The following is a 23,198-nucleotide window of genomic DNA, read 5'->3' on the forward strand; positions in this document are numbered from 1 at the left end:
GGTTTGCAGGTGATGAAGTCTGTTTCGCGTCGCATCGCGGGGGCATCCCTCGGGCTCAAGCTCGGGCTTGGAGCCTTGCTGTTCACGGTTCCCCTGGTCACCGTCACCACGCTGCTCGCCGTTCACCTGCGTGCCGGAATTGCCTTCGTCGACAAGGAGATCGCGGGCGCGCGCTACCTTCCCGCCGTGTGGGCGGTGACGGAAGCCCTGGCCAACGGCGGCGACGTGGAAGGTGCCAAGGCGAGGCTTCGCCAGGGGCGCGGCGAGGCCGACGCGCTCTTCGGCAGCGCCGTCGCGGTGGATGCCCTGCTGGCGGCCAAGCCTGGCAACGCCTCGGCGGCCGGCAAGGAGGCCATCGCCGCGGTTGCGGACGGCTCCAACCTGACCCTCGATCCCGATCTCGACACCTTCTACCTGATGGAGACGGCCACGGTCCGCTTCCCCGAGGTGCTGTCGGCCATGGTGGCGCTGCGCGAGGCCGCCCGGCCCTACACCGCGCCGGGCCAGGCCAAGCCCGGCCTCAGGGAGTTCGCGCTCGTCTGGGGCGCCTCGACGCGCCTCTCGGTGGCGGGCGAGACGCTGAAGGGCTCGATCGAGTCCGCCTATCGCGGCAACAAGGACGGCTCCGTCGCGGCCGCGCTGCGGCCGGCCGCCACCGAGTTCCTCACCGACGTCGAGGCGACCGCCGAACTGGCCCGGGACATCGTGACCCGGATCGAGACCAACGGGGACATGGCCGGCGTGGCCGAAGCCCTGCAGAGCGCCGACGAGGTGCTGCGCGGCGAGACGACCCAGACCTGGCAGCGGGTGAACGCCGAGTTGCTCCGCCTGCTCGATGTGCGGCGCGCGGGCCTGGTCTCCACCGCCGCGGGCGCCGGGGCGCTGGTGCTCGTCTGCCTGTTGCTGGCCCTGGTGGCGGGAACGTTCGTGGTCCGCTCCATCCGCCGTCCCATCGGGGACATCGTCGGCGTCATCCGCCGCTTCGAGGCGGGCGATTTCGCCGCCGACGTGCCCCATGCCGACCTTCCCAACGAGGTGGGCGCCATGGCCCGTGCCCTGACGGAGTTCAAGGGCGCGGCCTCGCGCCAGCGCCTGACGGTGGCCGCGCTCGACGGCTCGCCGCTGATGATGATGATCACCGATCCCCAGGAGCACATCGTCTACATGAGCGTGGCGCTGCGGCGCTGGCTGGAAGCGGTGGCGCCGGCGTTCCGGGTCCACGATCCGAACTTCACCGTCGACGGGCTGCTGGAAAAGCACATCGACGCCTACCGCCAGAACCCCGCCCTCAAGCGCCAGCTGCTGCTCGACGACGGCGTGATGCGCAAGGTCCGCTACGACGTCGGCGGCCGCACCATCCTGCTGGACATGGCCTACATCCGCGGACGCGCCAACGAGGTCATCGGGCACACGCTCGAATGGTACGACAAGACCGAGGAGCTCAACGCCCAGGACGAGATCAAGTCCGTCGTCGGCGCGGCGGCGCGCGGCGACTTCTCGGCCAGGATCGGGCTGGCCGGCAAGCAGGGCTTCGTGGAGACGGTCGCGTCCGGCCTCAACGACATGGCCTCGCTGGTCGAGGCGGCAACGGCGGACGTGGCCTCGGCCATGGGGCGCATGGCCAACGGCGATCTCACCGCGCGCATCCCCAACGACTACGAAGGCGTGTTCGGGCAGCTGAAGACGAGCGTGGAGGAGACCGGTTCGCGCCTGAGCCAGCTCATCGCCTCGATCCAGGCGACGGCGCGCGACATCGACACCGCCACGCGCGAGATCGCGGCCGGCTCGAACGACCTGTCCTCGCGCACGGAACAGCAGGCCTCCTCGCTGGAGGAGACGGCGGCGACGACCGAGCAGCTCGCCGCGTCCGTGAAGTCCTCCGCCGCCACGGCGCGCCGCGTGAACGACCTCGCGGAGAACGCCCTGAAGCTGGCGACGGACGGCGGCAAGGTGGCCGACCAGGCCGTCGACGCGATCAGCCGGATCCAGGCGTCGGCCCGCAAGATCTCCGAGATCACCACCATGATCGACGACGTGGCCTTCCAGACCAACCTCCTCGCGCTCAATGCCGCCGTCGAGGCGGCCCGCGCCGGAGAGGCCGGCCGCGGCTTCGCGGTGGTGGCGAGCGAGGTCCGGGCGCTGGCCCAGCGCTCCGCCGAAGCGGCCAAGACCATCACCTCGCTCATCGGCGGCTCGATCGCCGAGGTGGAGCAGGGGGTGCGCCACGTCAACGAGGCCGGCGGCGTGCTCACCAAGATCATGGGCGCGGCCCGCGACGTGGCGAGCGGCGTCGCCGAGATCTCGACGGCGGGCAGCGAGCAGGCCAACGGCATCGACGAGATGAGCCAGGCGGTCGCGCACATGGACGAGATCACCCAGCAGAACGCCGCGCTGGCCGAAGAGAGCGCCGCGTCCGCGACGCAACTCCAGGACCGGTTGGGCGAACTGGAGGAGATGCTCTCGGCGTTCCGGACGAAGGACGATGCGAGCGGTCGCCAGGCGGCGCGCACGGGCACGCGACGCGCGGCCTGAGCGGTTGATGGGCGGTGCGTCCTTCGACACGCCCGCTCCCGCGGGCTGCTCAGGATGAGGAGCCTTGGTGTTGTCCAAAGAACAAGAATCGTCCTCATCCTGAGCAGGCCGCACGGCGGCCGTGTCGAAGGACGCAGAACCTTTCGGCTCCTCCCTAGACGATCCCGCTCCTCGACCCTTCGACGGGCGGCCGTTCCTTCGTCTTGTGGGCGCGATAGCCCGAGGCGCGGTAGGTGCCGAGCGGGTCGATGGCGCCGCCGGAGCGTCGCCGCGCCTCGCCCAGGATCGGCGACACGTCCGTGACGAATCCGGCCTTGAGCGTCCGGTGCGCGAAGAGCGCGTCGTTGGCCTCCTGCGCGGCCTCCAGGGCCTTGCGATCCACGAGGAGCGCCTGGGCGTAGCTGCGCTGCAGCTCGATGGCGGACTGCATCAGGCTCTCGATCGGGTCGGTCACGTTGTGCGACTGGTCGATCATGTAGGCGGGGGCGAAGCCGGGCCCCTTGCTGCGTGCCGCGTCGACGAGCTCGTTGAACACCAGGAACAGCCGGAACGGGTCGACGGACCCTGAGTCGAGGTCGTCGTCGCCGTACTTCGAGTCATTGAAATGGAAGCCCGCCAGCTTGCCGTAGCGCACGAGCCTGGCAACGATCTGCTCGATGTTGACGTTCGGCGCGTGGTGGCCGAGGTCGACCAGGCACTTGGCCTGCGGGCCGAGTTCGGTGGCCGCGGCGAAGCTCGATCCCCAGTCGGCAATGACCGTCGAGTAGAAGGCCGGCTCGTAGAACTTGTGCTCCAGGAAGACCTGCCAGTCGGCCGGCAGCGCGGCGCAGACCTGCTTCATCGCGTCGATGTAGCGGTCGAACGCCCTGGACAGGTTGGACTGCCCGGCGAAGTTGGAGCCGTCGGCGATCCACACCGTGAGCGCCGTCGAGCCGAGCTTCCGGCCGATCTCGATGCATTCGACGTTGTGGGCCACCGCGAGATCGCGCACGGCCTTGTCGGTGTGGGAGAGCGAGCCGAACTTGTAGGAGACCGCCTGGCCCGCCTGGTCCTGGAAGGTGTTGGAGTTCACCGCGTCGAAGCCGAGGCCGAGCGACGAGGCGAGGCCCTTGAGCTCGCCGTAGTCGGAGACGACGTCCCACGGAAAGTGCGGCGACACGGTCGGCGTGGCGCGCGTCAGCTGGTTGATGACGGCGCAGTCCTCCAGCTTGTCGAAGATGCCGCGCGGCTCGCCCGGACCCGGGAACCGCGCGAAGCGCGTGCCGCCGGTGCCGACGCCCCATGTGGGAACGGCGACGGCGAAGGCGGCCACCTCCGTGGTGATCGCCTCGATGTCGATGCCGCGCCGCGCCAGGCTGCGTCCCAGGGCGGCGTAGTCCTCGGCGAGCGCGCCGGCATCGGCCGCGTTGCGCTCGGCCACGAAGGCGTCGCTGATCGAAAAGGCCATTGCGTCCTCCCTCTGGTCTTCTTCTCCGGGTCCTGGCCTCGCCGTCAGCGGGTGAAGGACTGCGCGTTGCCCGCGTCCACGTTCAGGATGTTGCCGGTCGACTTCGCCGAAAGGTCGCTGGCGAAGAAGAACACGCCTTCCGCGATGTCCTCCGGGTACACCGACCGCTTCAGGAGCGAGCGCTGGCGATAGACCTCCTCCAGGTCGTCCACGCTCACCTTGTTGGACGCGGCGCGCTGGTCGCGCCACTCGCCCTGCCAGATGCGCGAGCCGCGCAGCACGGCGTCCGGGTTCACCGTGTTGACGCGGATGCCGTAGGGGGCACCTTCCAGGGCCAGGCAGCGGGCGAGATGGATCTCCGCCGCCTTGGCCGTGCAGTAGGCCGAGGCACCGGGGGAGGCGGCGAGGCCATTCTTGGAGGCGACGAAGATGATCGAGCCGCCGAGCTTCTGGCTCTTCATGATGCGGTATCCGGCGCGGGCGACCAGGAAGTAGCCCTTCGCCAGGATGTCCATGTTGCGGTCCCACAGGGCCAGCGTCGTGTCCTCGAACGCCGCCGCCGACGCGATGCCGGCATTCGAGACGAGGATGTCGAGGCCGCCGAACTGCAGGACCGCCTGTTCGAACGCGCCCTGGACCCGCTCTTCCTGCGTCACGTCGACCTGCACGCCCGCGACCACGTCGCGCCCGAAGGCCTTCCTGAGCTCCGCCTGCGCGGTCTCGAGCGCCCCCGCGTCGATGTCGGCGAGCACCACGCAGGCGCCCTCCGCGAGGAGGCGGATGGCGGTCGCCTTGCCGATGCCGCCGGCCCCGCCGGTGACGAGCGCCACGCGCCCGGCGAGGGGCTTCGGCTTGGGCATGCGCTGGAGCTTCGCCTCCTCCAGGAGCCAGTACTCGATGTCGAAGGCCTCCTGCTCGGCCAGGCCGACATAGCGGTCCACGCCCGAGGCGCCGCGCATCACGTTGATGGCGTTGATGTAGAACTCCGCCGCGATGCGCGCGGTGGCCCTGTCGCGGGCGAAGCTCAGCATGCCGACGCCGGGCACGAGCCAGATCACGGCGTTGGGGTCGCGCATGGCGGGCGAGGTCGGCCGCTTGCAGCGCTCGTAGTAGCCGGCATAGTCCTGCCGATAGGCCTCCGCGAGCGCATCGAGCTGGCCGACGAGGCCGTCCACGTCGGGCTTCGCCGGATCGAACGGCAGCACCAGCGGACGGATCTTGGTGCGCAGGAAGTGATCAGGGCAGGACGTGCCCATCGGCGCGAGGTCGGCGAGGGCGTGCGAATTCACGAAGTCGAGGACGGCCTGGCTGTCGTCGAAATGGCCGACCTTGTACTCGCCGGCGGAGATGCGGCCGCGGATTTCGGGCATCAGGCGGGTGGCGACGGCGCTGCGTGCGGTCGCGTCCAGCGCGTTCACCCGCGCTCCGCCGAAGGCCGGTGCCTTCTCGTGGGCGGCCAGCCAGTCGGCCGCCTTCTGCAGGATGCGCAGCGTGGTGCGGTAGCAGTCCCTGGAGGTCTCGCCCCAGGTGAACACGCCATGCCCGCCGAGGACGACACCGACATATTCGGGATGCTCGGCCGCCATCTGGCCGATCTTCAGGCCGAGGTCGAAGCCCGGCCGCTGCCAGGGCAGGAAGCCCATCTCGCCACCGAAGATGTCCCGGGTGAGGCGCTCGGCGTTCTGCGAGGCCGCGATGGCGATCACCGCGTCGGGGTGCACGTGGTCGACATGGCGATGCGGGATGTAGGCATGCAGGGGCGTGTCGATGGAGGCGGCGCGCGGGTTTAGGTCGAACGTGCAGTGGGGCAGGTAGCCCACCATCTCGTCCTCGTGGGCAAGGCCGCGGTAGAGCCCCTTCAGGTTCTCGAGCTTGTCGAGATAGAGCGTGGAGAAGCCGTCCCGCTTCATCGAGCCGATGTCACCGCCGGAGCCCTTCACCCAGAGCACCGTCACCTCGGCGCGCGTCAGCGGATCGGTCATCGGCACCTTGGCCGAGGTGTTGCCACCGCCGAAGTTCGTGATCCGCAGGTCGGAGCCCAGCAGGTTCGAGCGGTAGAGGAGCTGGCCGGGCTCGTCGAGGGTGGCGGCGTGGGCGTCGTCCCACAGGTCGGCGAGCTTGGCAGCGGACATGGCGTTTCCTCGTTGCGGCGAACGGCTGCACCATGAAACCACAACCGCTCATGGTCAATCATGATCGATCATGTTGCATCGCAGAATTGTTTGTGCGGTGCGTCATGGCGTCACTCGATTGACGATCCTGAGCGCTCGTGCATAGTCATGAGCGATTGGGAGGGCTTCATGCACGAGCGGGAGCGCTGGCAGCTGATCGGGGCGATGCTGCGGGAACGGTCGGTGCTGACCGTCCGCGAGATCGTCGCGGCCACCGGCGCGTCGACCGCGACCATTCGGCGCGATCTCGTGCAGCTCGAGGAGACCGGCCAGCTACGGCGTGTTCACGGCGGCGTCGAGGCCGTCGACGCTCTCGCCCAACGCGACCTCGCCACCCGGGCCTTCTCCGACTCGCGCGCCATCCACGTCGAGCGCAAGCGCGCCATCGCGCGGGCCGCCGTCGGCCTGTGCGAGGACGGGGAGTCGATCATCGTCAATGCGGGCACGACGACCTACGAGATGGTCGGGGCGCTGGCCAATCGGCGCCTGACGGTGCTGACGAATTCCTTCCCCATGGCCCAGTCGCTCGTGGCCGGCAGCGAGAACCGCGTCATCCTCCCCGGCGGCGAGGTCTACCGGAAGCAGGGGATCGTCATCTCCCCCTTCGACGACGACGCCATCCAGCACTACACCGCGTCGAAGATGTTCATGAGCTGCTTCGGGCTCGGCCCGATGGGCGTCATCGAGGGCGACCCGCTGATCGCCCGTGCCGAGGCCAAGCTCCTCAAGCGGGCCGAACGCCTGATCGTCCTGGTGGATTCATCCAAGTTCGAGCGCCGCGGCGTGATCGCCGTGTGCCCGCTCTCGCGCATTCATACGGTCATTACGGACGAGGACGCCCCCGAGGCGTCGCTCGACATGCTGCGCTCGGCGGGCATCGAGGTGCTGATCGCACCGCGCGACGCCTCCGACGCGGTCGTGAAGGTCACCGCAGCCTGAGGGCGGCGCTGAGGAAGACCCTCGCCCGGAACAAGGGCGCGGGACAACGAGCAACACAGATCCGGGAGGAACCCTCATGTCCTTGTCACGTCGCGAGACACTCAAGCTCATCACCGCGGCCGGCCTCGCCGGCGCCGCTCCGGCCGCCCTCGTCGGCCCGGCGGCCGCGCAGCAGAAGGTGCGCATCGCCATGGTGGTGAAGGCGCTCGGCATCGGCTTCTTCGACGCGTGCCGCGACGGCGGCCTCGAGGCGGCCAAGGAGCTCGGCAACGTCGAGCTGATCTACACGGGCCCGACCACCACGACCGCGGAGGCGCAGATCCAGGTCATCGACGCCCTGATCGCGCAGAAGGTCGACGCGATCGCGATTTCCGCCAACGATCCGAACGCGCTGGTCCCGGTCTGCAAGAAGGCCATGCAGCGCGGCGTGAAGGTCATCTCCTTCGACAGCGGCGTCGCGCCCGAAGGCCGGATCATGCACCTCAATCCGTCCAACAATGCCCTCATCGGCTCCAAGTGCGTGCAGATGATGGCCAAGACCCTCAAGAACGAGGGTGAGGTCGCCATCCTCTCCGCCACTGCGCAGGCCACGAACCAGAACATCTGGATCGAGGAGATGAAGAAGGAGTGGGCCAAGCCCGACTACGCGAAGATGAAGCTGGTCGGAACGGTCTATGGCGACGACCTCGCCGACAAGAGCTACCGCGAGACGCAGGGCCTGCTGAAGGCCTATCCGAACCTCAAGGGCATCATCGCCCCGACCTCGGTGGGCATCGTCGCGGCGGCCAAGGCCGTGGTCGACGCGGGCCTCGTGGGCAAGGTCTACGTCACCGGCCTCGGGCTGCCGTCCGAGATGAAGGGCGCGGTGCTGGCGGGCGCGACCGACACCTTCGCCATCTGGAACCCGATCGACCTCGGTTACTCCGCCACGATGATCGCGGCCGCGATCGTCGCCGGCAAGGCGACCGGCGCCGCGGGCACGAGCGTCAAGGCCGGCCGCATGGGCGACATCAAGATCGCCGAGGGCGCGGCGGCGGCGATGGCCGATCCGTTCACCTTCGACAAGAGCAACATCGAGAAGTTCGCCGCGATCTTCTGATCCCGCGCACCACGACTGAGAGCCGTTCGACGCGGCTGCTCCATACAGGGTGAGGTGAGCAGGACCTCCCGCTCTCATGGAAGGTCCAGACGGCCTCACCCTCTCAACCGTCATGGCCGGGCTTGGCCCGGCCACCCACGACTTTGGCTGGGAACACGCACCTGTCCCCAGCGAAGTCGTGGATGCCCGGGCCAAGCCCGGGCAGGACGGCTGCGGGGCAGGCTGGTCCATACGAGCCGTGTTGATGGTACGCACCACGTATCGACAGGTCCGCTCATCATGCTTGCCTCTACCGCCAAGCCCGCTCCGGAAGCACCCGCACTCGTCGTGCGCGGGCTCTCCAAGCGTTTCGGCGGGGTGCAGGCGCTGGACGGCGTGGACCTCACGCTGTGCGCCGGCGAGACCATGGCGCTCATCGGCGAGAATGGGGCCGGCAAGTCGACTCTGGTGAAGATCCTCACCGGCATCCACGCCGCCGACGCGGGAACCGTGTCGGTGTTCGGCCGTCCCTTCGCCGCCAGGAGCCCGCGCGACGCGTGGGCGGCCGGCATCACGGCGATCCACCAGGAGACCGTCATGTTCGACGAGCTCTCGGTGGCCGAGAACGTGTTCATGGGGCACATGCCGCTGACGCCGCGCGGCCTCGTCGACTGGGGCACGATGCGTGCCGCCACCGCCGAGCTCCTCGACCGGCTCGACGCGGACGTGGAGCCGGACACGCCGCTGAAGCGCCTCGGCGTCGCGCAGAAGCACCTCGTCGAGATCGCCCGCGCGCTCTCCCACGACGCGCGCATCGTCATCATGGACGAGCCCACCGCGGCGCTGTCGGCGCGCGAGATCGACGACCTGTTCCGGATCGTCGGGCAGCTCAAGGCCGAGGGCCGGGCGGTCGTCTTCATCTCGCACAAGTTCGACGAGATCTTCCGCGTCGCCGACCGCTGGACCTGCCTGCGCGACGGCAGGCACGTCGGCGAAGGCGCCATCGCCGACGTCACGGAAGCCGACCTCGTGCGGCTCATGGTCGGCCGCTCGATCGACCAGGTGTTCCCCAAGCAGGACGTGCCGATCGGCGACGTCGTGCTGGAGGTCGAGGGGCTGAGCAATGCGACCGAGTTCGCGGACGTGTCGTTCAGCCTGCGCCGGGGAGAGATCCTGGGCCTCTACGGCCTGGTCGGCGCGGGCCGCTCGGAGGCGATGCAGGCGCTGTTCGGGTTGACGCGGCCGACACGCGGCAGCGTGCGCATCGACGGCGCCGCCGTGACGATCCGCTCGCCGGCCGACGCGGTGGCCGCCGGCATGGCCTACGTCCCGGAGGACCGGCAGGTGCAGGGCGCCGTGCTGCCGATGGGCATCCGCGAGAACCTCACCCTGGCCGGCATCGCGGCCGGTCCCCTGGCGCGCTTCCTGTCGCGCGACCGCGAGCTCGCGACGACGCGACGCTTCGGGGGGCGGCTCGCGGTGAAGGCCGCCACCTGGGACCAGCGCCTGCGCGAGCTGTCCGGCGGAAACCAGCAGAAGGTCGTCATCGCCAAGTGGCTCGCCATGGAGCCGCGCATTCTGATCCTCGACGAGCCCACGAAGGGCATCGACGTGGGTTCGAAGGCCGCGGTCCACGCCTTCATGAGCGAGCTGGCGGCGCAGGGGCTCGCCATCGTGCTCGTGAGTTCGGAGCTTCCCGAGGTGCTGGGCATGTCCGACACGGTGCTGGTGATGCACGAAGGCCGCATCGTGAAGCGGCTGCCCCGGGCGCAGGCGACGCCGGAGGCCGTGGTGACGGCGGCGACCGGAGGAGGACACGCATGAGCACCGGCGATGCACTGGGCCGCCGCGGCCTCGTCCTGGCGGCCATCGTGGTGGCGCTCATCGTCCTGGTGGGGCTGCGCGCGCCGGTGTTCGTCACCCCGTCGAGCCTGCTGGGCGTCGTGACCGACACCTCCATGCTGTTCATGATGGTGCTGGCGCAGATGGCGGTGATCCTGACGCGCGGCATCGACCTCTCCGTCGCGGCGAACCTCGCCCTCACCGGCATGATCGTGGCGCTCGTCTCGCGGGCCATGCCCGGGATCCCGATCCCGCTCGTCATCCTGCTCGCCGTCGTGACCGGCCTGGCACTGGGCCTCGTCAACGGCGCCCTGATCGCCGGCGTCGGCCTGCCGCCCATCGTGGTGACGCTCGGCACGCTGTCGATCTATCGCGGGCTCATCTTCGTGATCGCCGGCGGACAATGGGTCACCTCGCAGGGCATGTCCGAGGCGTTTCTCGCCTTTCCCAAGCTCACCGTGCTGGGGCTCTCCAGCCTCGTGTGGGTCGCGCTCGTGGTGAGCGCCGGCTTCTGGCTGTTCCTGGCCCGCACAACCGCCGGGCGGGGCCTCTACGCCGTCGGCGGCAACCCCGTGGCGGCACGCTTCTGCGGCATCGACCTGACGCGCCAGCAGCTTCTCGTCTACGCCCTCTCGGGCGCGGTTTCGGGCCTGTGCGGCTATCTCTGGGTCTCGCGCTACGGCATCGCCTATTCGGACATCGCGCTCGGCTTCGAGCTCACGGTCATCGCCGCCTGCGTCATCGGCGGGGTATCCATCGGCGGCGGCGTTGGCTCGGTGCCCGGCGCCCTCCTCGGCGCGCTTTTCCTGGGCGTGGTGGTCAACGCGCTGCCGGTCGTCAACGTCTCGCCCTTCTGGCAGATGGCCATCTCCGGCGCCGTGATCCTCGCCGCCGTCATCGTCAACACGCGGTCGGAACAGCGGGGCGGCAAGCTGATCCTGCCCGAAGCCCGGCGAGCCGGCAGGGGAGGATCGCCATGAGCGACCAGGCGCAGGCGGGCTCGCGCTACGACGTCGCCGACCGGGCGGCCAGGAGCTGGGGAGAGCGGCTTACGAGCTGGGAGAGCATCCTGGCCCTGCTGCTCGTCGCCGTGTTCGTCGTCAACGGGCTCCTGTCTCCCTACTTCCTCGATCTCTTCAACCTCTCCGACGCGACGTTCAATTTCTCCGAGAAGGCTCTCGTCGCCCTGCCGATGGCGCTGCTCGTGCTGGTGCGCGAGATCGATCTCTCGGTCGCCGCCACGATCGCGCTCGCATCGCTGGCGATGGGCCTGTGTGCCGAGGCGGGCGCCGGCACGCCGGTGCTCATCCTGGTCGGGCTTTGCGTCGGGCTCGTCTGCGGCACGGCCAACGGGCTGCTGGTGACGGCCGTCGGGCTGCCGTCGATCGTGGTCACCATCGGCACCATGTCGCTGTTTCGCGGGATCGCGCAGGTGGTCCTCGGCGACCAGGCCGTGACGAAATATCCGTCGGGGCTCGGTGCCATCGGCCAGGGCTACCTCGTCGACATGCCGCCGGTGCCGCTGTCCTTCGCGTTGTTCCTGGCGGCCGCCGCGGTCGCCGCAGTGGTCCTGCACCGCACCGCTCTCGGGCGGCAGCTCTATGCCATCGGCAACAACCCGGTCGCCGCCCGCTTCTCCGGCGTGCCGGTCGATCGCATCCGCTTCGGGCTCTTCGCCGTGACGGGGCTGGTGTCCGGCCTTGCGGCGGTCCTGCTGACGGGGCGCATCGGGTCGACGCGTCCCAACATCGCCATGGGCTGGGAGCTCGAGATCGTCACGATGGTCGTGCTCGGCGGCGTCTCCATTGCCGGCGGCGCCGGGACCGTCGGCGGCGTGGTCCTGGCCGTCTTCGTGCTCGGCTTCGCGACGTTCGGCCTGTCGCTGGTCAACGTCCCGGGCATCGTGATCAACATCCTGCTCGGCGTCCTGCTGGTCGCGGCCATCGCGGTCCCGGTCGTGGCAGGCCGGCTGATGGGCCGGGCGCCGACCCGCGACTGAGGAGAGCCGTCATGCAACGCCACGCCTTCAAGATGCAACTGGATCCCGGCCGCCGGGACGAATACCGCCGCCGGCACGACGAGATCTGGCCCGAGCTGGTGCATCTGCTGCGCCAGGCGGGCATCTCGAACTATTCGATCTGGCTCGACGAGGAGACGCACGTCCTGTTCGGCTACCTGGAACGCCGGGACGACCACGGCATGGACGCGCTGCCCGATCACCCCGTGATGAAGCGCTGGTGGCAGCACATGAAGGACGTGATGCGCACGAACCCCGACGGCTCGCCGGTGGCCGAGCCGCTGCTGCCCGTCTTCTACCTGGCATGACCATGGCTCCCGCCGAAGAGCGCGCCATCGCCGTCCTCGACGTCGGCAAGACGAACGTGAAGGCGGCCCTGTTCGACAGGGACGGCTCGATCCTGGCGGAACGGGGCATGCCGAACCGGGTGGTCGGGACCGGTCCCTATCCCCATGCCGACGTGGACGCGATTTGGGCCTTTGCCCTCGCGGCCCTGCGGGAGCTCGACGGGCTGCGCCGGATCGGCGATCTCGTGGTCACGACCCATGGCGCGTCCGGCGCGCTCGTCGGCGACGATGGCCTCGTCCTGCCCGTCATGGACTACGAGTGGGACGGGCCGGCGACCCTGGCCACGTACGACGCGCAGCGCCCGCCTTTTTCCGAAACGTTCTCCCCGCCGATGCCGGTGGGCCTCAATCTGGCGCGGCAGGTGGCCTGGCAGCAGGACCACCGGCCCGAGGCCTTCGCCCGGGCCCGCTGGCTCCTGGCCTATCCGCAATACTGGTCCTGGCGCCTGTCCGGCGTCGCGGCGACCGAGGTGACCTCGCTCGGGTGCCACACGGATCTGTGGGCTCCCTTCGCCGACCGTCCGTCCTCGCTGGTCGAGCGGCGCGGCTGGGTCCGCCTCCTGCCGCCCAGGCGCGACGCCTGGGACGTCCTGGGCCCGGTGACGCCGGAGGTCGCCGCGGCGACGGGCCTGGCACCGGATGTTCGTGTGCGCGTCGGCATCCACGATTCCAACGCCTCGCTGCTTCCCCACCTCGCCGACACGCCGGCCCCGTTCACCGTCGTCTCGACGGGCACCTGGGTCATTCTCATGGCGGTCGGCGCGCCGTTGGCGGCGCTGGATCCGGCGGCCGACATGCTCGTGAACGTGGCCGCGAGCGGCGCGCCGGTCCCGACGGCCCGGTTCATGGGCGGCCGCGAATACGCGGCCCTCGCCGGCGAGGGGGCTTCCCTGCCGGATCTCGCCGACATCGAGGCCGTCATCCGCGCCGGCACGCTCGCGGTGCCCTGCTTCTCCCCGCAGGGCGGCCCCTATGCCGCGCATGCCGGGCGCATCGAGGGACCCTCCCCGGGGACACCGGAGGGGCGAGCGGCGCTGGCGACGCTCTATTCCGCGCTGATGACCGACGACCTCCTGAATCGGCTCGGCGCCACGGCCGGGCCCCTCGTCGTGGAGGGCCGGTTCGCGAGCAACCCCGCCTTTGGCGCACTTCTCGCCGCGCTGCGGCCCGACCAGCAGGTGCTGGCCGCGCCCGACACGGCGGGCACGGCGCTGGGCGCGGCCCTGCTCGCGTCCTGGCCCTCGCCCCAGCGCGTCGCCGCGCGTCATCTCTTGGCGCCCGCCACCCTCGACGGCCTCGCCGCGTGCCGGGAGCGATGGCGCAGCCTGCTACCGCGCTGAAGGCGTGCCGCCCGCGGTTGATCGGAGCGCGCCTCGGACGGCGGGTCAGACCACGTCAAACATTGCGACTTGCAATTGCATCATTGGTAGTTTGCAATCTGCGTTAAGGGTTGCTTAACCGAGCACGGCTCCTTCGCGCCCGTGCCCGGCCATGATGGACATGACGTGGCATGACAGTCTTCAAGCTTTCCGCGCGCCGGCGCATCGTCGGCGTCCTCACCCTCGCGGCAACCTTGGCCTGGCCTCTCGCCACGATGCCTGGACCCGCGCAGGCCCAGAACGTCTTCGATTTCTTCGGGCTCCAGCACGGTTCTGGCCGCGGGGCACCCGCACCCCGCGCCCGCGAGCCCGCCACGACACCCGAGCAGCGCATGGCGGTGCAGCGAGTCCTGGCCTCGCTGCGCTTCTACCAGGGCAGCATCGACGGCGAGTTCAGCGGCCGGACGCGCGGCGCGATCATGAGCTTCCAGGAGGACATCGGCGAGGCCGCGACGGGCCGCCTGACGCCGCGCCAATTGCAGATGCTGCTGAAGCGCGCGGAGTCCCTGCCCGGCGGTGAGGCGCTGGCGCAAGGCGGAGGCGGAGGGCTTCCTGCGCTGGACGGCCCCGGTTCACCGCCTCGCGGCGAGCCGTATCGCGAGCCCCCTCCACTGGACCTGTCGGGATTGGCCAACGGGCCAAGGCAGGCCCCCGCTCCGGGTGGAGCGGTGCCTGCGTCCGGGCAGGCCGTCGTTCAGGATCGCGATGCCGGTTTCCTGACGGCCCAGCAGAAGTTGCAGTTCAACCGGGAGATCCTCAGGCGCATTGTCGGGGGTGCGCCGGACATCCTCGACGATACCAACGCGATGGCGAGTTTCCTGCGCAACTCCGCGGACATGCGCTACGCCGCCTGGCCCGATCCCGTGCTGGCCGATCTCGGCAAGAAACTTCGGGAGGGCAACGAGTTCGAGCAGAACCGTGTCCTCGCCGCCGCCAAGGTCTTTCTGCGCGAGCGCGCCACGAAGGATCCTCTGGATGTCGTCATGATCCGGCGCGGCACGTTGCGCGCGTACGATGGGAGCAAACAGGCCTTTCCGATCGATCCCAGCCTCGAGCGGGTTCAGCAACTCACGCTGAATCCAGGTGCGTTGTCCTCCTTGCGGGCAGAGTTCGAAGCTCCGTTGGACGCGGTCTCGGTTCCCGTTCCCCCGGAGCAAGCAGAAGCACTGCTCCAACGCTTCGGGAGCAGCCGCCTGGTCGATGTCGTGGTGGAGTATCGGCTGCAGGATTTCACGTCGGAGGATCGCTACTCGACCCGAGCCACAGCCGTTCCCAAGAAGATCTCGGTTCGTCAGGCGCCGGCGGCTCCCGATGCGAAGCTCGGGCCGGTCATTTTCGAGAAGGTGATCCAGGCGCCAGACCAGCCGGCACTGCCGGCGGAGGCGACTCCGGTCGCCAAGGCGATCGATTCATGGCGCAACATGGGAGCCGTCGTGCAGAACGACAGCGTTCTGCTGCGCTCCTGGACTGAAGACAAGCGAGCTCTCGATCGTTCGCTCGTTGCCTTGACCCTGGCCCGTGGCGGCAATGCAGTGGAGACCGTCTGGAACATCACCGCGCTGTCCAGTGCGATCATGTCGCGCGACCAGCTGAACGGCATGATCGGTTTCGACTTCAGGAACGCCAAGGCCGTCGGGGCGGCCAATCGCGACGAATTCGCGAAGCGTGACGTGGTCCAGAGATTCAAGAAGGCCTACTGGCCGCAACTCCAGAGGATCAGCCCCCAGCTCCCCGTCAACATGCGCTTTGTCCACCTCGTCGGGCTGGGAAAGTATGACTTCAACGGTCGGGCCTTCCCCATCACCGGGACCAGTAGCGGGGGCTATGGTGCCGACAACAGGGGCAACAGGATCGTCTTGAGTCTCGACGGTCTGAGAACCCCCGTCATCACCGACCTGACGCAGTTGCCTCGCTCCATCGCCCTGACCGAGAACGATGCCCGTGGCCTCAGTTCCCGCATCAGGCCGACGGAGTCTGGTGGATACTCGGTGTATCTGGCCTACGACCTCGAACTGACCGACATCGTCGATCCGTATCCCAACAGCTCGGGCAGCGGGACCGAGGATCGGTTTCCCGATGTGCGCTATTCGTTCAGACCGACGGCGCAGCGCTCGCTCGTAGCCTCCATCAAGAAGCTCGCCTTCTACGAGGATAGCGGCCTGACGCGGCTGATCCAGGAGGTCTCCCTCGACGATCTCGTCACACGCGAGAAGCAGGACGCTCTGCCGAAGATCGCGCTCGGTCCTGCCGAGCGCGCCAGCCTGTACGGGCTGATCAACGTGGCTGCCCGGAGCGGGGCAGGGCCCGACTTCGTGCCGGCCGCGGCATGGCGACTGATGCGCAATCGCAGCGTCAGCGAGTTCGATCGCGAGAAGGTCCATACCGCGCTCGTCGCCGAGATCGCGAGGGACGCACCGGCTCCCAATGCCGACCTCATCCTGTCCGGGTCCATCAGATTGGGCCAGTACGACAGGGGGGGCTTCCCGATCATCGACGCGCCCATGGCCTACGACCGTCCGGCGAACGTGTCCGCCGACAATTTCATCACGTCCCAGATCAGCAACCCTGAAGCCTTGCTGCGATTGCCGGCCAGCGAAGCGCTCGGCCGCGACCTCGTCTCGTTGACCACCGGCACGGATCGCCGCCTCCCGGCCTTGTTCCGCGTCCGCGTCACGGATGTGAGCCGGACCAACACGACGTCGGGCGTCGAGGCGAAGCTGACCTTGGAGCTTCAAGAGTTCACCGTGGTGCACCCGCGCGATCCTCGGCGGGGCCTGGTCACCGTCCCGGCAGCGAATGTGAGCGAAGGCGTTCCCGCGACCACGCCGCCCGACCGGGTGGCGCTGGCCAGCACTCCAACCCGCGTCCTGCTGAACCAGGACAGTCTCACGCTCATGATGTTGAAGACGGGTTTGCTCACCAGCGACGACACCCTGCTGAAAGGGCTGATGGCGCAGCGCTGGAAGGAGGAAAACCCGGGCTATGACCAAGGCCCAAGCGCGCCGCCACTGAGCTGGGGGCGGTTCTTCCCCGCCGGGTATCGCGCGCTGACCGACGCTGACATCGAGCGGTTCCTTCCCAGCTTCCGCCGCTGGAACGAACTGCGCGTGGCCGCGCTGCCGCCGCGCCTCACGTTCCGCTGGACGACGGGGGACGGCAGGGAGGGGTTCGGCACACATATGGGCTTGAGCAATCTTGTCGAGCGCTTCGGCCTCGCCAAGCAGACCTCGCCTTCCGTGATCCCGACCCCCATCCATCTGCGACAGGAACGGGATCCGAATGCGACGGGATTCATCGGAACGGTCTTCGCGTTTTCGCGTCGGGGGTCCGCTTCGGCCGACGACGCGGAGGCCGTCGTCAACATCCCCGACATGCCGGGGCCCCGTCTGACCGGCTACGACGTTGGCGGCTACGAGTTCTTCGCCGACCTCGACATCAAGTCGGTGTCCGTCGAGACGGGAGGAAAAGGGCGCGCGCTCCTTCTCATCGATACCGAGCCCCGGGAAGCTCGCTGGTGGAGCTACAAGACCGCGGTCGTCCTCCGACAGCTACTTGCTCGTATTCCGGTGGCCGGCGGCCCCACGTCCTTCGACTGGTCCACGGTGGCCGTCAAGGACACTCGGCCTCTCGTCGAAAAGCCGGCGCCCGGGAGTGGCAATGCCGCATCCGCTCCCGTCGCTCCGACGCTGCCCGCGGAGCCCTACGACATCCTCGGCGTCAAGCTCGGCATGGATCTGGCGGAGGCCGAAAAGATCGTCGGTGAGACGATGGAGGTCGGCGCCCGCCTGGCTGTGCGGTCCAGCGTCGCCACGCTGTCTGTCTATCGCAGCGGCACCGTTCTGGTGAGAAAAGACAAGCAGGAATACGTGTTCCTCATGACGGAGCCGGAGCGCTCGCGCACGAAGGTCCTGGCCATCGGGCGCTATGTCTATTTCGGATTGGGGGCCTTCGACAAAGCGGAGTTCGCCGCCACATTGGCCAAGAAGTACGGTGCGCCCACGCCGGTTCAGGACCAGTTCACCCATTGGGTCCAGTCCGGAAGGGTTTCTGCCGGAAGTGCCTGCCTGGGCGTTCTCGGAACGCAGGCCGACGTGGCCTGGAAAGACGACGCGGGCAACGTGGTGGATCCTCGGTCGATGGCTTTCGACAGCGCGCCGGCCAGTTTCCGGGGACCTGCATCCGTTCCCTGGCTAGGCTTGCGCGTGCTCGACATGTCGCAGCTGGCGCTCTACCGGCCATGCGGCCCGACTGTCACCTCGTGGACCGGCGGGGTCAATGCCCGGGTGGACGAGTTCGCCATCTGGCTGTCGGATCCGAAGGCCTACACCGACATTCTCACCGGCCCCAATGCGGCGCCCCAGGCGGAGCAGAAGACCATCCCTCAGCTCAAGCTCTGACGCTCGGCGGCGATGCGGGCCAGCCGGCGGATGTCCCGTCCGACCGGATCCGCCGCGTGCGCACCGCCGCGAGACCGGCCAGCCCCCACGCGTTCATCGTCCTCGCCGTTGCCATCTCTCGCGAACTCGCCCCGTCATGACGGGGCGTTAACCAGACGACGTTACGCTCACGGTCCCTGAGAGGCCGGAGTGAAAACCGTTCCCATGGCGTGGATCCAACGGCTCGCATGCTCACTGGCTGCCTTGGCGGCCTTTGCGCTCGGCGGCCAGGCCGCCGCAACCGAGCTGCGCGTCATCGGCGGACTGGCCGGTGTGAACCAGTACGTGCACCTGGAAGAGCCCTTCTGGCGCGACGACCTTCCGCGGCTGAGCAAGGGGCGCCTCTCGGCGAAGATCTCGCCCTTCGACCGCAGCGGCCTGAAGGCGCAGGAGATGCTCCAGCTCATGAAGATGGGCATCGTCGAGTTCGGCACCGCGATCCTGAGCGTCGTCGATTCGGAGGACCCCGAACTCGCGGCGATCGATCTCTCGGGCCTGAACCCGGACATGGCGTCCCTCAAGCGCTCCGTGGCCGCCTTTCGGCCGGCCCTCGAGGCCCGCCTGCGGGAGCGCTACAACGTGCAGCTCCTGGCGGTCTATGCCTATCCCGCGCAGGTGCTCTTCTGCACCGGCACCTTCTCCGGCCTGAACGATCTGGCGGGGCGCAAGGTCCGCACGTCCTCGGTCAGCCAGTCCGACATGTTCGCCGCGCTGGGGGCCATTCCCACGGTCGTGCCGTTCGCCCAGATGCCCGACGCCGTGCGCCGCAAGGTCGTCGACTGTGCCGTCACCGGAACCCTGAGCGGCAACGAAGTCGGCCTCGCCGACGTGAGCACCCATCTGCACGGGCTGCCCATCAACTGGGGCGTTTCGATCTTCGGCGTGAACGCGGCCGCCTGGAAAGCGCTCGACGAAAAGGACCGGGTGCTGATCGCCGACGCCGTGCAGGCGCTGGAGACCCGCATCTGGCAGTCGGCCGAGCGCGACACCATGACGGGCCTCTACTGCAACACCGGAGATGCCCGCTGCAGCGGGGTGAGCGCGAAGTCGCTGGCCCTCGTCCCGGCCTCGAAGGAGGACGGGAAGGTGGTACGCAAGGTGTTCGTGGAGTCCGTCCTGCCCCGTTGGGCCGCCCGTTGCGGGTCGTCCTGCGCCAAGACGTGGAACGGGACGCTTCCCGCCGCGACCGGCATTCGTTTCGACGAGCGCGGCATCCCCGCCGCCGCCGATCCGTCGAACTAGGCCAGCCCGGGCGCAGGAGGAACGAGGGTCGTGAAGATCCGGCACCTGCAGGCGGCCGTCGCGCTGGGCACGATCATCGTGTTCCTGGCGCTCGTCTTCGCCGCCGTGCACAGCCGCAGCGACATGGCCGTCGCCGTGCGGCTCGATGCCGACGCGACTCTGGAACGCGCCGCGCAATCGGCGGAGTCCGCCATCAACGACCAGTTGCTGCAGGCCGACCGCAGCCTCGCCAGCCTGCCGGCCATGATCGGCGCCGCGACCGACGAGGGGAGCTACGCGTCGCTCTTCATGGTCACGCGGCTCCTGGAGGCGCTGAGCTTCCAGAACCGGTTCTTCCGCGACCTGCTGCTCGTCTCGCCCGGCGGCAACGTCTTCGCCTCGGCCCGGAATTCCTCCCGCAACGGCCGCCTGGTGCTTCCGGCGGACGAGGGCGTCATCGCCCTGCGCGCCCGCATCCTCGGCCCCACCAAGAACGAGAGCACGGGGGACTGGTCCATCTACATGGCCCGCACCGTGGTCATCCCGTCGACCGGCAGCTGGCGCGCGGTTGCCGAGATCCCCACGCGGATGCTCACCGATGCGCTCCAGCCGCTCGCCGGCATTCCGGGCCTGACGGTCACGCTGCGGCAGAAGGAGGGCCTGCGGGTGGCCTCGCTGCCGCACGACGAGACCGCCATCGGCAAGGTGGAGGCGGCCGAAACCGGCGACGACGTCGCCTCGATCACGCGCGACAGCCTCTATCCCGGCTTCACGGTCACCGTGCGGCTCGATCGGGCGCAGTTCGCCAAGGGACGCCTCGACGGCCTGTCGACCTCCGAGCTCATCTTCGTCCTGTCGGCGTTCCTCGTGCTGGGAACCGGGCTGGTGCTCCTGCTCGGCCTCGGGCGCCAGGACCGGCTCGTGCGCGAGCGGCGCCGCGCCCAGGACATGCTCGAGGAGGCGATCGCGGCGATGCCGGACGGCTTCGCGATCTGGGACGCGGACGATCGCCTGGTGACATGGAACGCCCGCTTTCCGGACCTCGCGGACGGCGCCTCCGGCCCGCCGGAGCGGGGCCGGACCTTCGCCGAGATGTTCGGCCAGGGCTCGTCGCTCGCCAAGATCCACCAGGCCGGCCAGGGCTCCGTCGAGCACCGGGACGCCCGGGGGCGCTCGATCCTGGCGACCGAGCGCAAGACTCCGAACGGAGGACGTGTCGCCCTCCTGCGCGACATCTCCGAGGTCCGTCGCCAGAGCGAGCTGATCTCCAGCCAGAACCGCAACCTCGGGAGCATCGCCGCGACCTTCGAGAACAGCGTGCGTCGCCGTGCCGCCGCTGTCGGTTCCTTTGCCCGCCGGACCAGCGAGGGCTCGGAGGCGATCGCCGCCGCCGCCCTGGATGCGCTGGCCCAGGCGCAGGCCGTGAGCCTGTCCGCCGACGAGACGTCGGAGAGCGTCGCCCTGGTCGCATCGAGCGCCGAGCAGCTCCTGGCCGCGATCGTCGAGATCTCCGATCGCGTGCACAGCGCTTCGCAGCGCGTCGAGTTTGCCGTCGCCTGCACGGGATCGACCGGGCAGGTCATCGAATCGCTGGAGAAAGCCGCCCACAACATCTCGCAGGTCAGCGGCCTCATCGCGGCCATCGCCTCCCAGACCAACCTCCTCGCCTTGAACGCGACGATCGAGGCGGCCAGGGCCGGCGAGGCCGGGCGGGGCTTCGCCGTCGTCGCCAACGAGGTCAAGTCGCTGGCGGCGCAGACGAAGGTCTCCAGCGAGAAGATCAGCGAGGACGTCCGGGCGATCCAGGAGTGGAGCCGCGAAGCCGCCGCCAGCCTCTCCTCCATCCGCGAGATGGTGCAGGAGATCCGCGGCGGTTCGGACGCCATCGCCACCGCGGTCGAACGCCAGCGCCAGGCGACCGAGGAAATCACCGTGCACACGCACCGGTCCGCCCGCAACACGTCGGACGTCTCGACGATCGTGCGGGCCATCGCCCACCAGACGGCGACCATCAGCTCGGCCATCGCCTCGCTTCACCAGGATGCGCGCGACCTCGTGGTCAACGCGGCGGATCTCGAGGTGGAGAGCGAGCAGTTCCTCGGCAGCGTCCGCAAGCAGTCGCACGGCTGAGCCGGCGGCGCCTGCCGCGCCGTGCTCGTCTCAGTGGAGCGTGATCCGGCCGGAGAGGTCGGGCGTGACGTCCGGCGCAGCACAGCTCGCCCCGTCCCCGAAATGAAGTTGCAGACCGCTCGATCCCAACAGGTCCTCCGGGATGGCCTGGATGGGCAGCGAGAAGGCCCAGCGCTCGTCGATCCAGCGCCAGTCTCCGCCCAGCGGCCGGACATGGGTCTCCAGCCAGGCGGCGGCACGCGCCGTCAGCGGAACGAGCCCGATGGCTTGGTTGGCGATGTCGGCACGAACGCGCAGGGACATGCTGGGCGACCCGGTGGAGAAAGGGCACGACGTTCCGCGGGGCCGGGGGCAGGCACCGACGACGGCGGACGCTAATACCGCCCGTGTTGAAACTCCGTTGCCCGATACTGGCGCAAAACCTGGCAAGGCTGGCAAGAACAGTTGGCATCTCCGGCGGCGGCAGCGGGAAAGCATTGCGCCAGCCTTCGCCGCATGGATCCGGTGCGACATGACTGGACAAACTTGTCGTGACAGCAATCGACGCACAATTCCGCAAATTCTGCGCCTTACATATCGCGCCAATACAATTTGTCTTTCTTCAAGGTCTTGCCTATTGTCGAGTTTAAGCAAGTGTGTCGCGTCAATGTCCACGTCGTGGTGCGGGGGGAGCACGTGTATCGGCGCACGAAGTTCGAGAAGTCGCCTTGCGAGGTCAAGACGCACGCCACCGGGATGCAGCGCCTCACCTGGAGTGGCGGCTTCGTCGACCGGCATGTCCTCTCGTTCCAGACGCCCGCCGAGCTCTTTTTCCGCTCCAGCCATGACGCCATCGTCTTCAGCGAGCGCGAACGGCCCCGCAGCGCCCAGATGTGGCAAGGGGGCAAGCTCATCCAGGATGGGATGTTGCCCGAACGGCACGTGCACGTCGTTCCCGCCGGCACGGAGGTGAAGGGCTGGCTCGGACCCGGCGAGCCCGAGATCCTCACCGTCTATCTCGACCCGATCGTGACGCGCGAGCTTCTGCTGCGGGACAGCTCGGGCGACTTCGAGTTCGAGCCCCATTTCGGTCCGGGCACCTCCATGATCTGGGAACTGGCCCACGCCCTGCGTGGCGAGTTCGAGAACGACGGAACCCTGGCGGGCCCCTATGTGGAGGCCCTCGGACAGATGATGTCCGTCTATGCGAGCCGCCATCACGCCAGGATGACGTCGGAAAGCCAGCAGCGGCCAGGCGCTCTCGACCGGACCAAGCTTCGGCTCGCTTTGGCGTTCATGCAGGATACCATGTCGAGCAATCCGTCGCTGCTCGAGATCGCCGACGCGTGCGGGCTGTCGCCGTATCATTTCTCGCGCAGCTTCAAGATCGCGACCGGCTATTCGCCGTTCCAGTGGATCACCCAGCGCAAGGTCTCCCTGGCCAAGGACCTGCTCCAGAACACCAATCTCACCGTCGGCGAGATCGCGCAGCGCTACGCCTTCGGCTCCCCGTCGGATTTCACCCGCACCTTCAAGAAGGTGGTGGGCATCACGCCGGTGCGCTACCGGGGCCTTGTGGCCGCGCCCTCGGACGACGCCGAGACCTCCCCGAACTGACGGCGGTGAATCCCTCTGTCGTGCCGCGCTGATCGCGCCGCCTCGAACCGCGAGGCGCGTGCG

General features: G+C 68.9%; 15 protein-coding genes. 12 read left to right on the forward strand and 3 right to left on the reverse strand.

Annotated elements, in window-relative coordinates:
* Positions 1-12: 12 nt before the first annotated feature.
* Positions 13-2,532, forward strand: a complete 2,520-nt coding sequence (locus Q0Q47_RS15260; protein WP_293861434.1) for a methyl-accepting chemotaxis protein — start codon at positions 13-15, stop codon at positions 2,530-2,532.
* 154 nt (positions 2,533-2,686) lie between these two features.
* Here the strand turns inward: Q0Q47_RS15260 and rhaI are convergent, their stop codons facing one another.
* Both rhaI and Q0Q47_RS15270 read right to left on the reverse strand, forming a co-directional pair.
* A complete protein-coding gene (rhaI, locus tag Q0Q47_RS15265; protein ID WP_293861437.1) occupies positions 2,687-3,979 on the reverse strand; it encodes an L-rhamnose catabolism isomerase in 1,293 nt (430 codons plus the stop codon).
* A 44-nt stretch (positions 3,980-4,023) separates the two neighbouring features.
* Entirely contained in the window at positions 4,024-6,111 is a 2,088-nt protein-coding gene (locus Q0Q47_RS15270; protein ID WP_293861440.1) for a bifunctional rhamnulose-1-phosphate aldolase/short-chain dehydrogenase, read from the reverse strand.
* Positions 6,112-6,258: 147 nt separating this feature from the next.
* Here Q0Q47_RS15270 and Q0Q47_RS15275 point away from each other — a divergent pair, with 147 nt between their 5' ends.
* The 10 genes from Q0Q47_RS15275 to Q0Q47_RS15320 all read left to right on the forward strand — a co-directional run bounded on the left by Q0Q47_RS15275 (position 6,259) and on the right by Q0Q47_RS15320 (position 21,539).
* The gene (locus tag Q0Q47_RS15275; protein ID WP_293861443.1) at positions 6,259-7,089 is read left to right on the forward strand and encodes a DeoR/GlpR family DNA-binding transcription regulator; all 831 of its coding nucleotides are present in this window, start codon (positions 6,259-6,261) and stop codon (positions 7,087-7,089) included.
* A 76-nt stretch (positions 7,090-7,165) separates the two neighbouring features.
* Entirely contained in the window at positions 7,166-8,188 is a 1,023-nt protein-coding gene (rhaS, locus tag Q0Q47_RS15280; protein WP_293861446.1) for a rhamnose ABC transporter substrate-binding protein, read from the forward strand.
* A 279-nt stretch (positions 8,189-8,467) separates the two neighbouring features.
* Positions 8,468-9,991 carry a sugar ABC transporter ATP-binding protein gene (locus tag Q0Q47_RS15285; RefSeq protein WP_293861449.1) on the forward strand — a complete coding sequence of 508 codons (1,524 nt, stop codon included), beginning with the start codon at positions 8,468-8,470 and terminating at the stop codon, positions 9,989-9,991.
* On the forward strand, positions 9,988-10,989 hold the full coding sequence (locus Q0Q47_RS15290; protein WP_293861452.1) for an ABC transporter permease: 1,002 nt from the start codon (positions 9,988-9,990) through the stop codon (positions 10,987-10,989). Before Q0Q47_RS15285 ends, Q0Q47_RS15290 begins: the two co-directional genes overlap by 4 nt.
* Positions 10,986-12,008, forward strand: coding sequence for an ABC transporter permease (locus Q0Q47_RS15295; RefSeq protein WP_293861455.1), 1,023 nt, complete (start codon positions 10,986-10,988; stop codon positions 12,006-12,008). The genes Q0Q47_RS15290 and Q0Q47_RS15295 overlap by 4 nt, the downstream gene beginning before the upstream one ends.
* A gap of 11 nt (positions 12,009-12,019) precedes the next feature.
* Positions 12,020-12,334, forward strand: a complete 315-nt coding sequence (gene rhaM / locus Q0Q47_RS15300) for an L-rhamnose mutarotase (RefSeq protein WP_293861458.1) — start codon at positions 12,020-12,022, stop codon at positions 12,332-12,334.
* A gap of 2 nt (positions 12,335-12,336) precedes the next feature.
* A complete protein-coding gene (locus Q0Q47_RS15305) occupies positions 12,337-13,713 on the forward strand; it encodes a sugar kinase (protein ID WP_293861461.1) in 1,377 nt (458 codons plus the stop codon).
* Between the two features lie 170 nt (positions 13,714-13,883).
* Positions 13,884-18,149: a peptidoglycan-binding domain-containing protein gene (locus Q0Q47_RS15310; protein ID WP_293861464.1), complete on the forward strand. Its 4,266-nt coding sequence runs from the start codon at positions 13,884-13,886 to the stop codon at positions 18,147-18,149.
* Positions 18,150-18,353: 204 nt separating this feature from the next.
* Entirely contained in the window at positions 18,354-19,430 is a 1,077-nt protein-coding gene (locus Q0Q47_RS15315; protein ID WP_293861467.1) for a TRAP transporter substrate-binding protein, read from the forward strand.
* A 30-nt stretch (positions 19,431-19,460) separates the two neighbouring features.
* Entirely contained in the window at positions 19,461-21,539 is a 2,079-nt protein-coding gene (locus Q0Q47_RS15320; RefSeq protein ID WP_293861470.1) for a methyl-accepting chemotaxis protein, read from the forward strand.
* Positions 21,540-21,569: 30 nt separating this feature from the next.
* On the opposite strand, the gene Q0Q47_RS15325 is transcribed toward Q0Q47_RS15320, so the two are convergent.
* Positions 21,570-21,842: a hypothetical protein gene (locus tag Q0Q47_RS15325; protein ID WP_293861473.1), complete on the reverse strand. Its 273-nt coding sequence runs from the start codon at positions 21,840-21,842 to the stop codon at positions 21,570-21,572.
* 372 nt (positions 21,843-22,214) lie between these two features.
* Here Q0Q47_RS15325 and Q0Q47_RS15330 point away from each other — a divergent pair, with 372 nt between their 5' ends.
* A complete protein-coding gene (locus tag Q0Q47_RS15330; protein ID WP_293861476.1) occupies positions 22,215-23,135 on the forward strand; it encodes an AraC family transcriptional regulator in 921 nt (306 codons plus the stop codon).
* The last annotated feature ends 63 nt before the right edge of the window (positions 23,136-23,198 follow it).

This window comes from uncultured Alsobacter sp., assembly GCF_945952055.1.
Lineage (GTDB): Bacteria > Pseudomonadota > Alphaproteobacteria > Rhizobiales > Beijerinckiaceae > Alsobacter.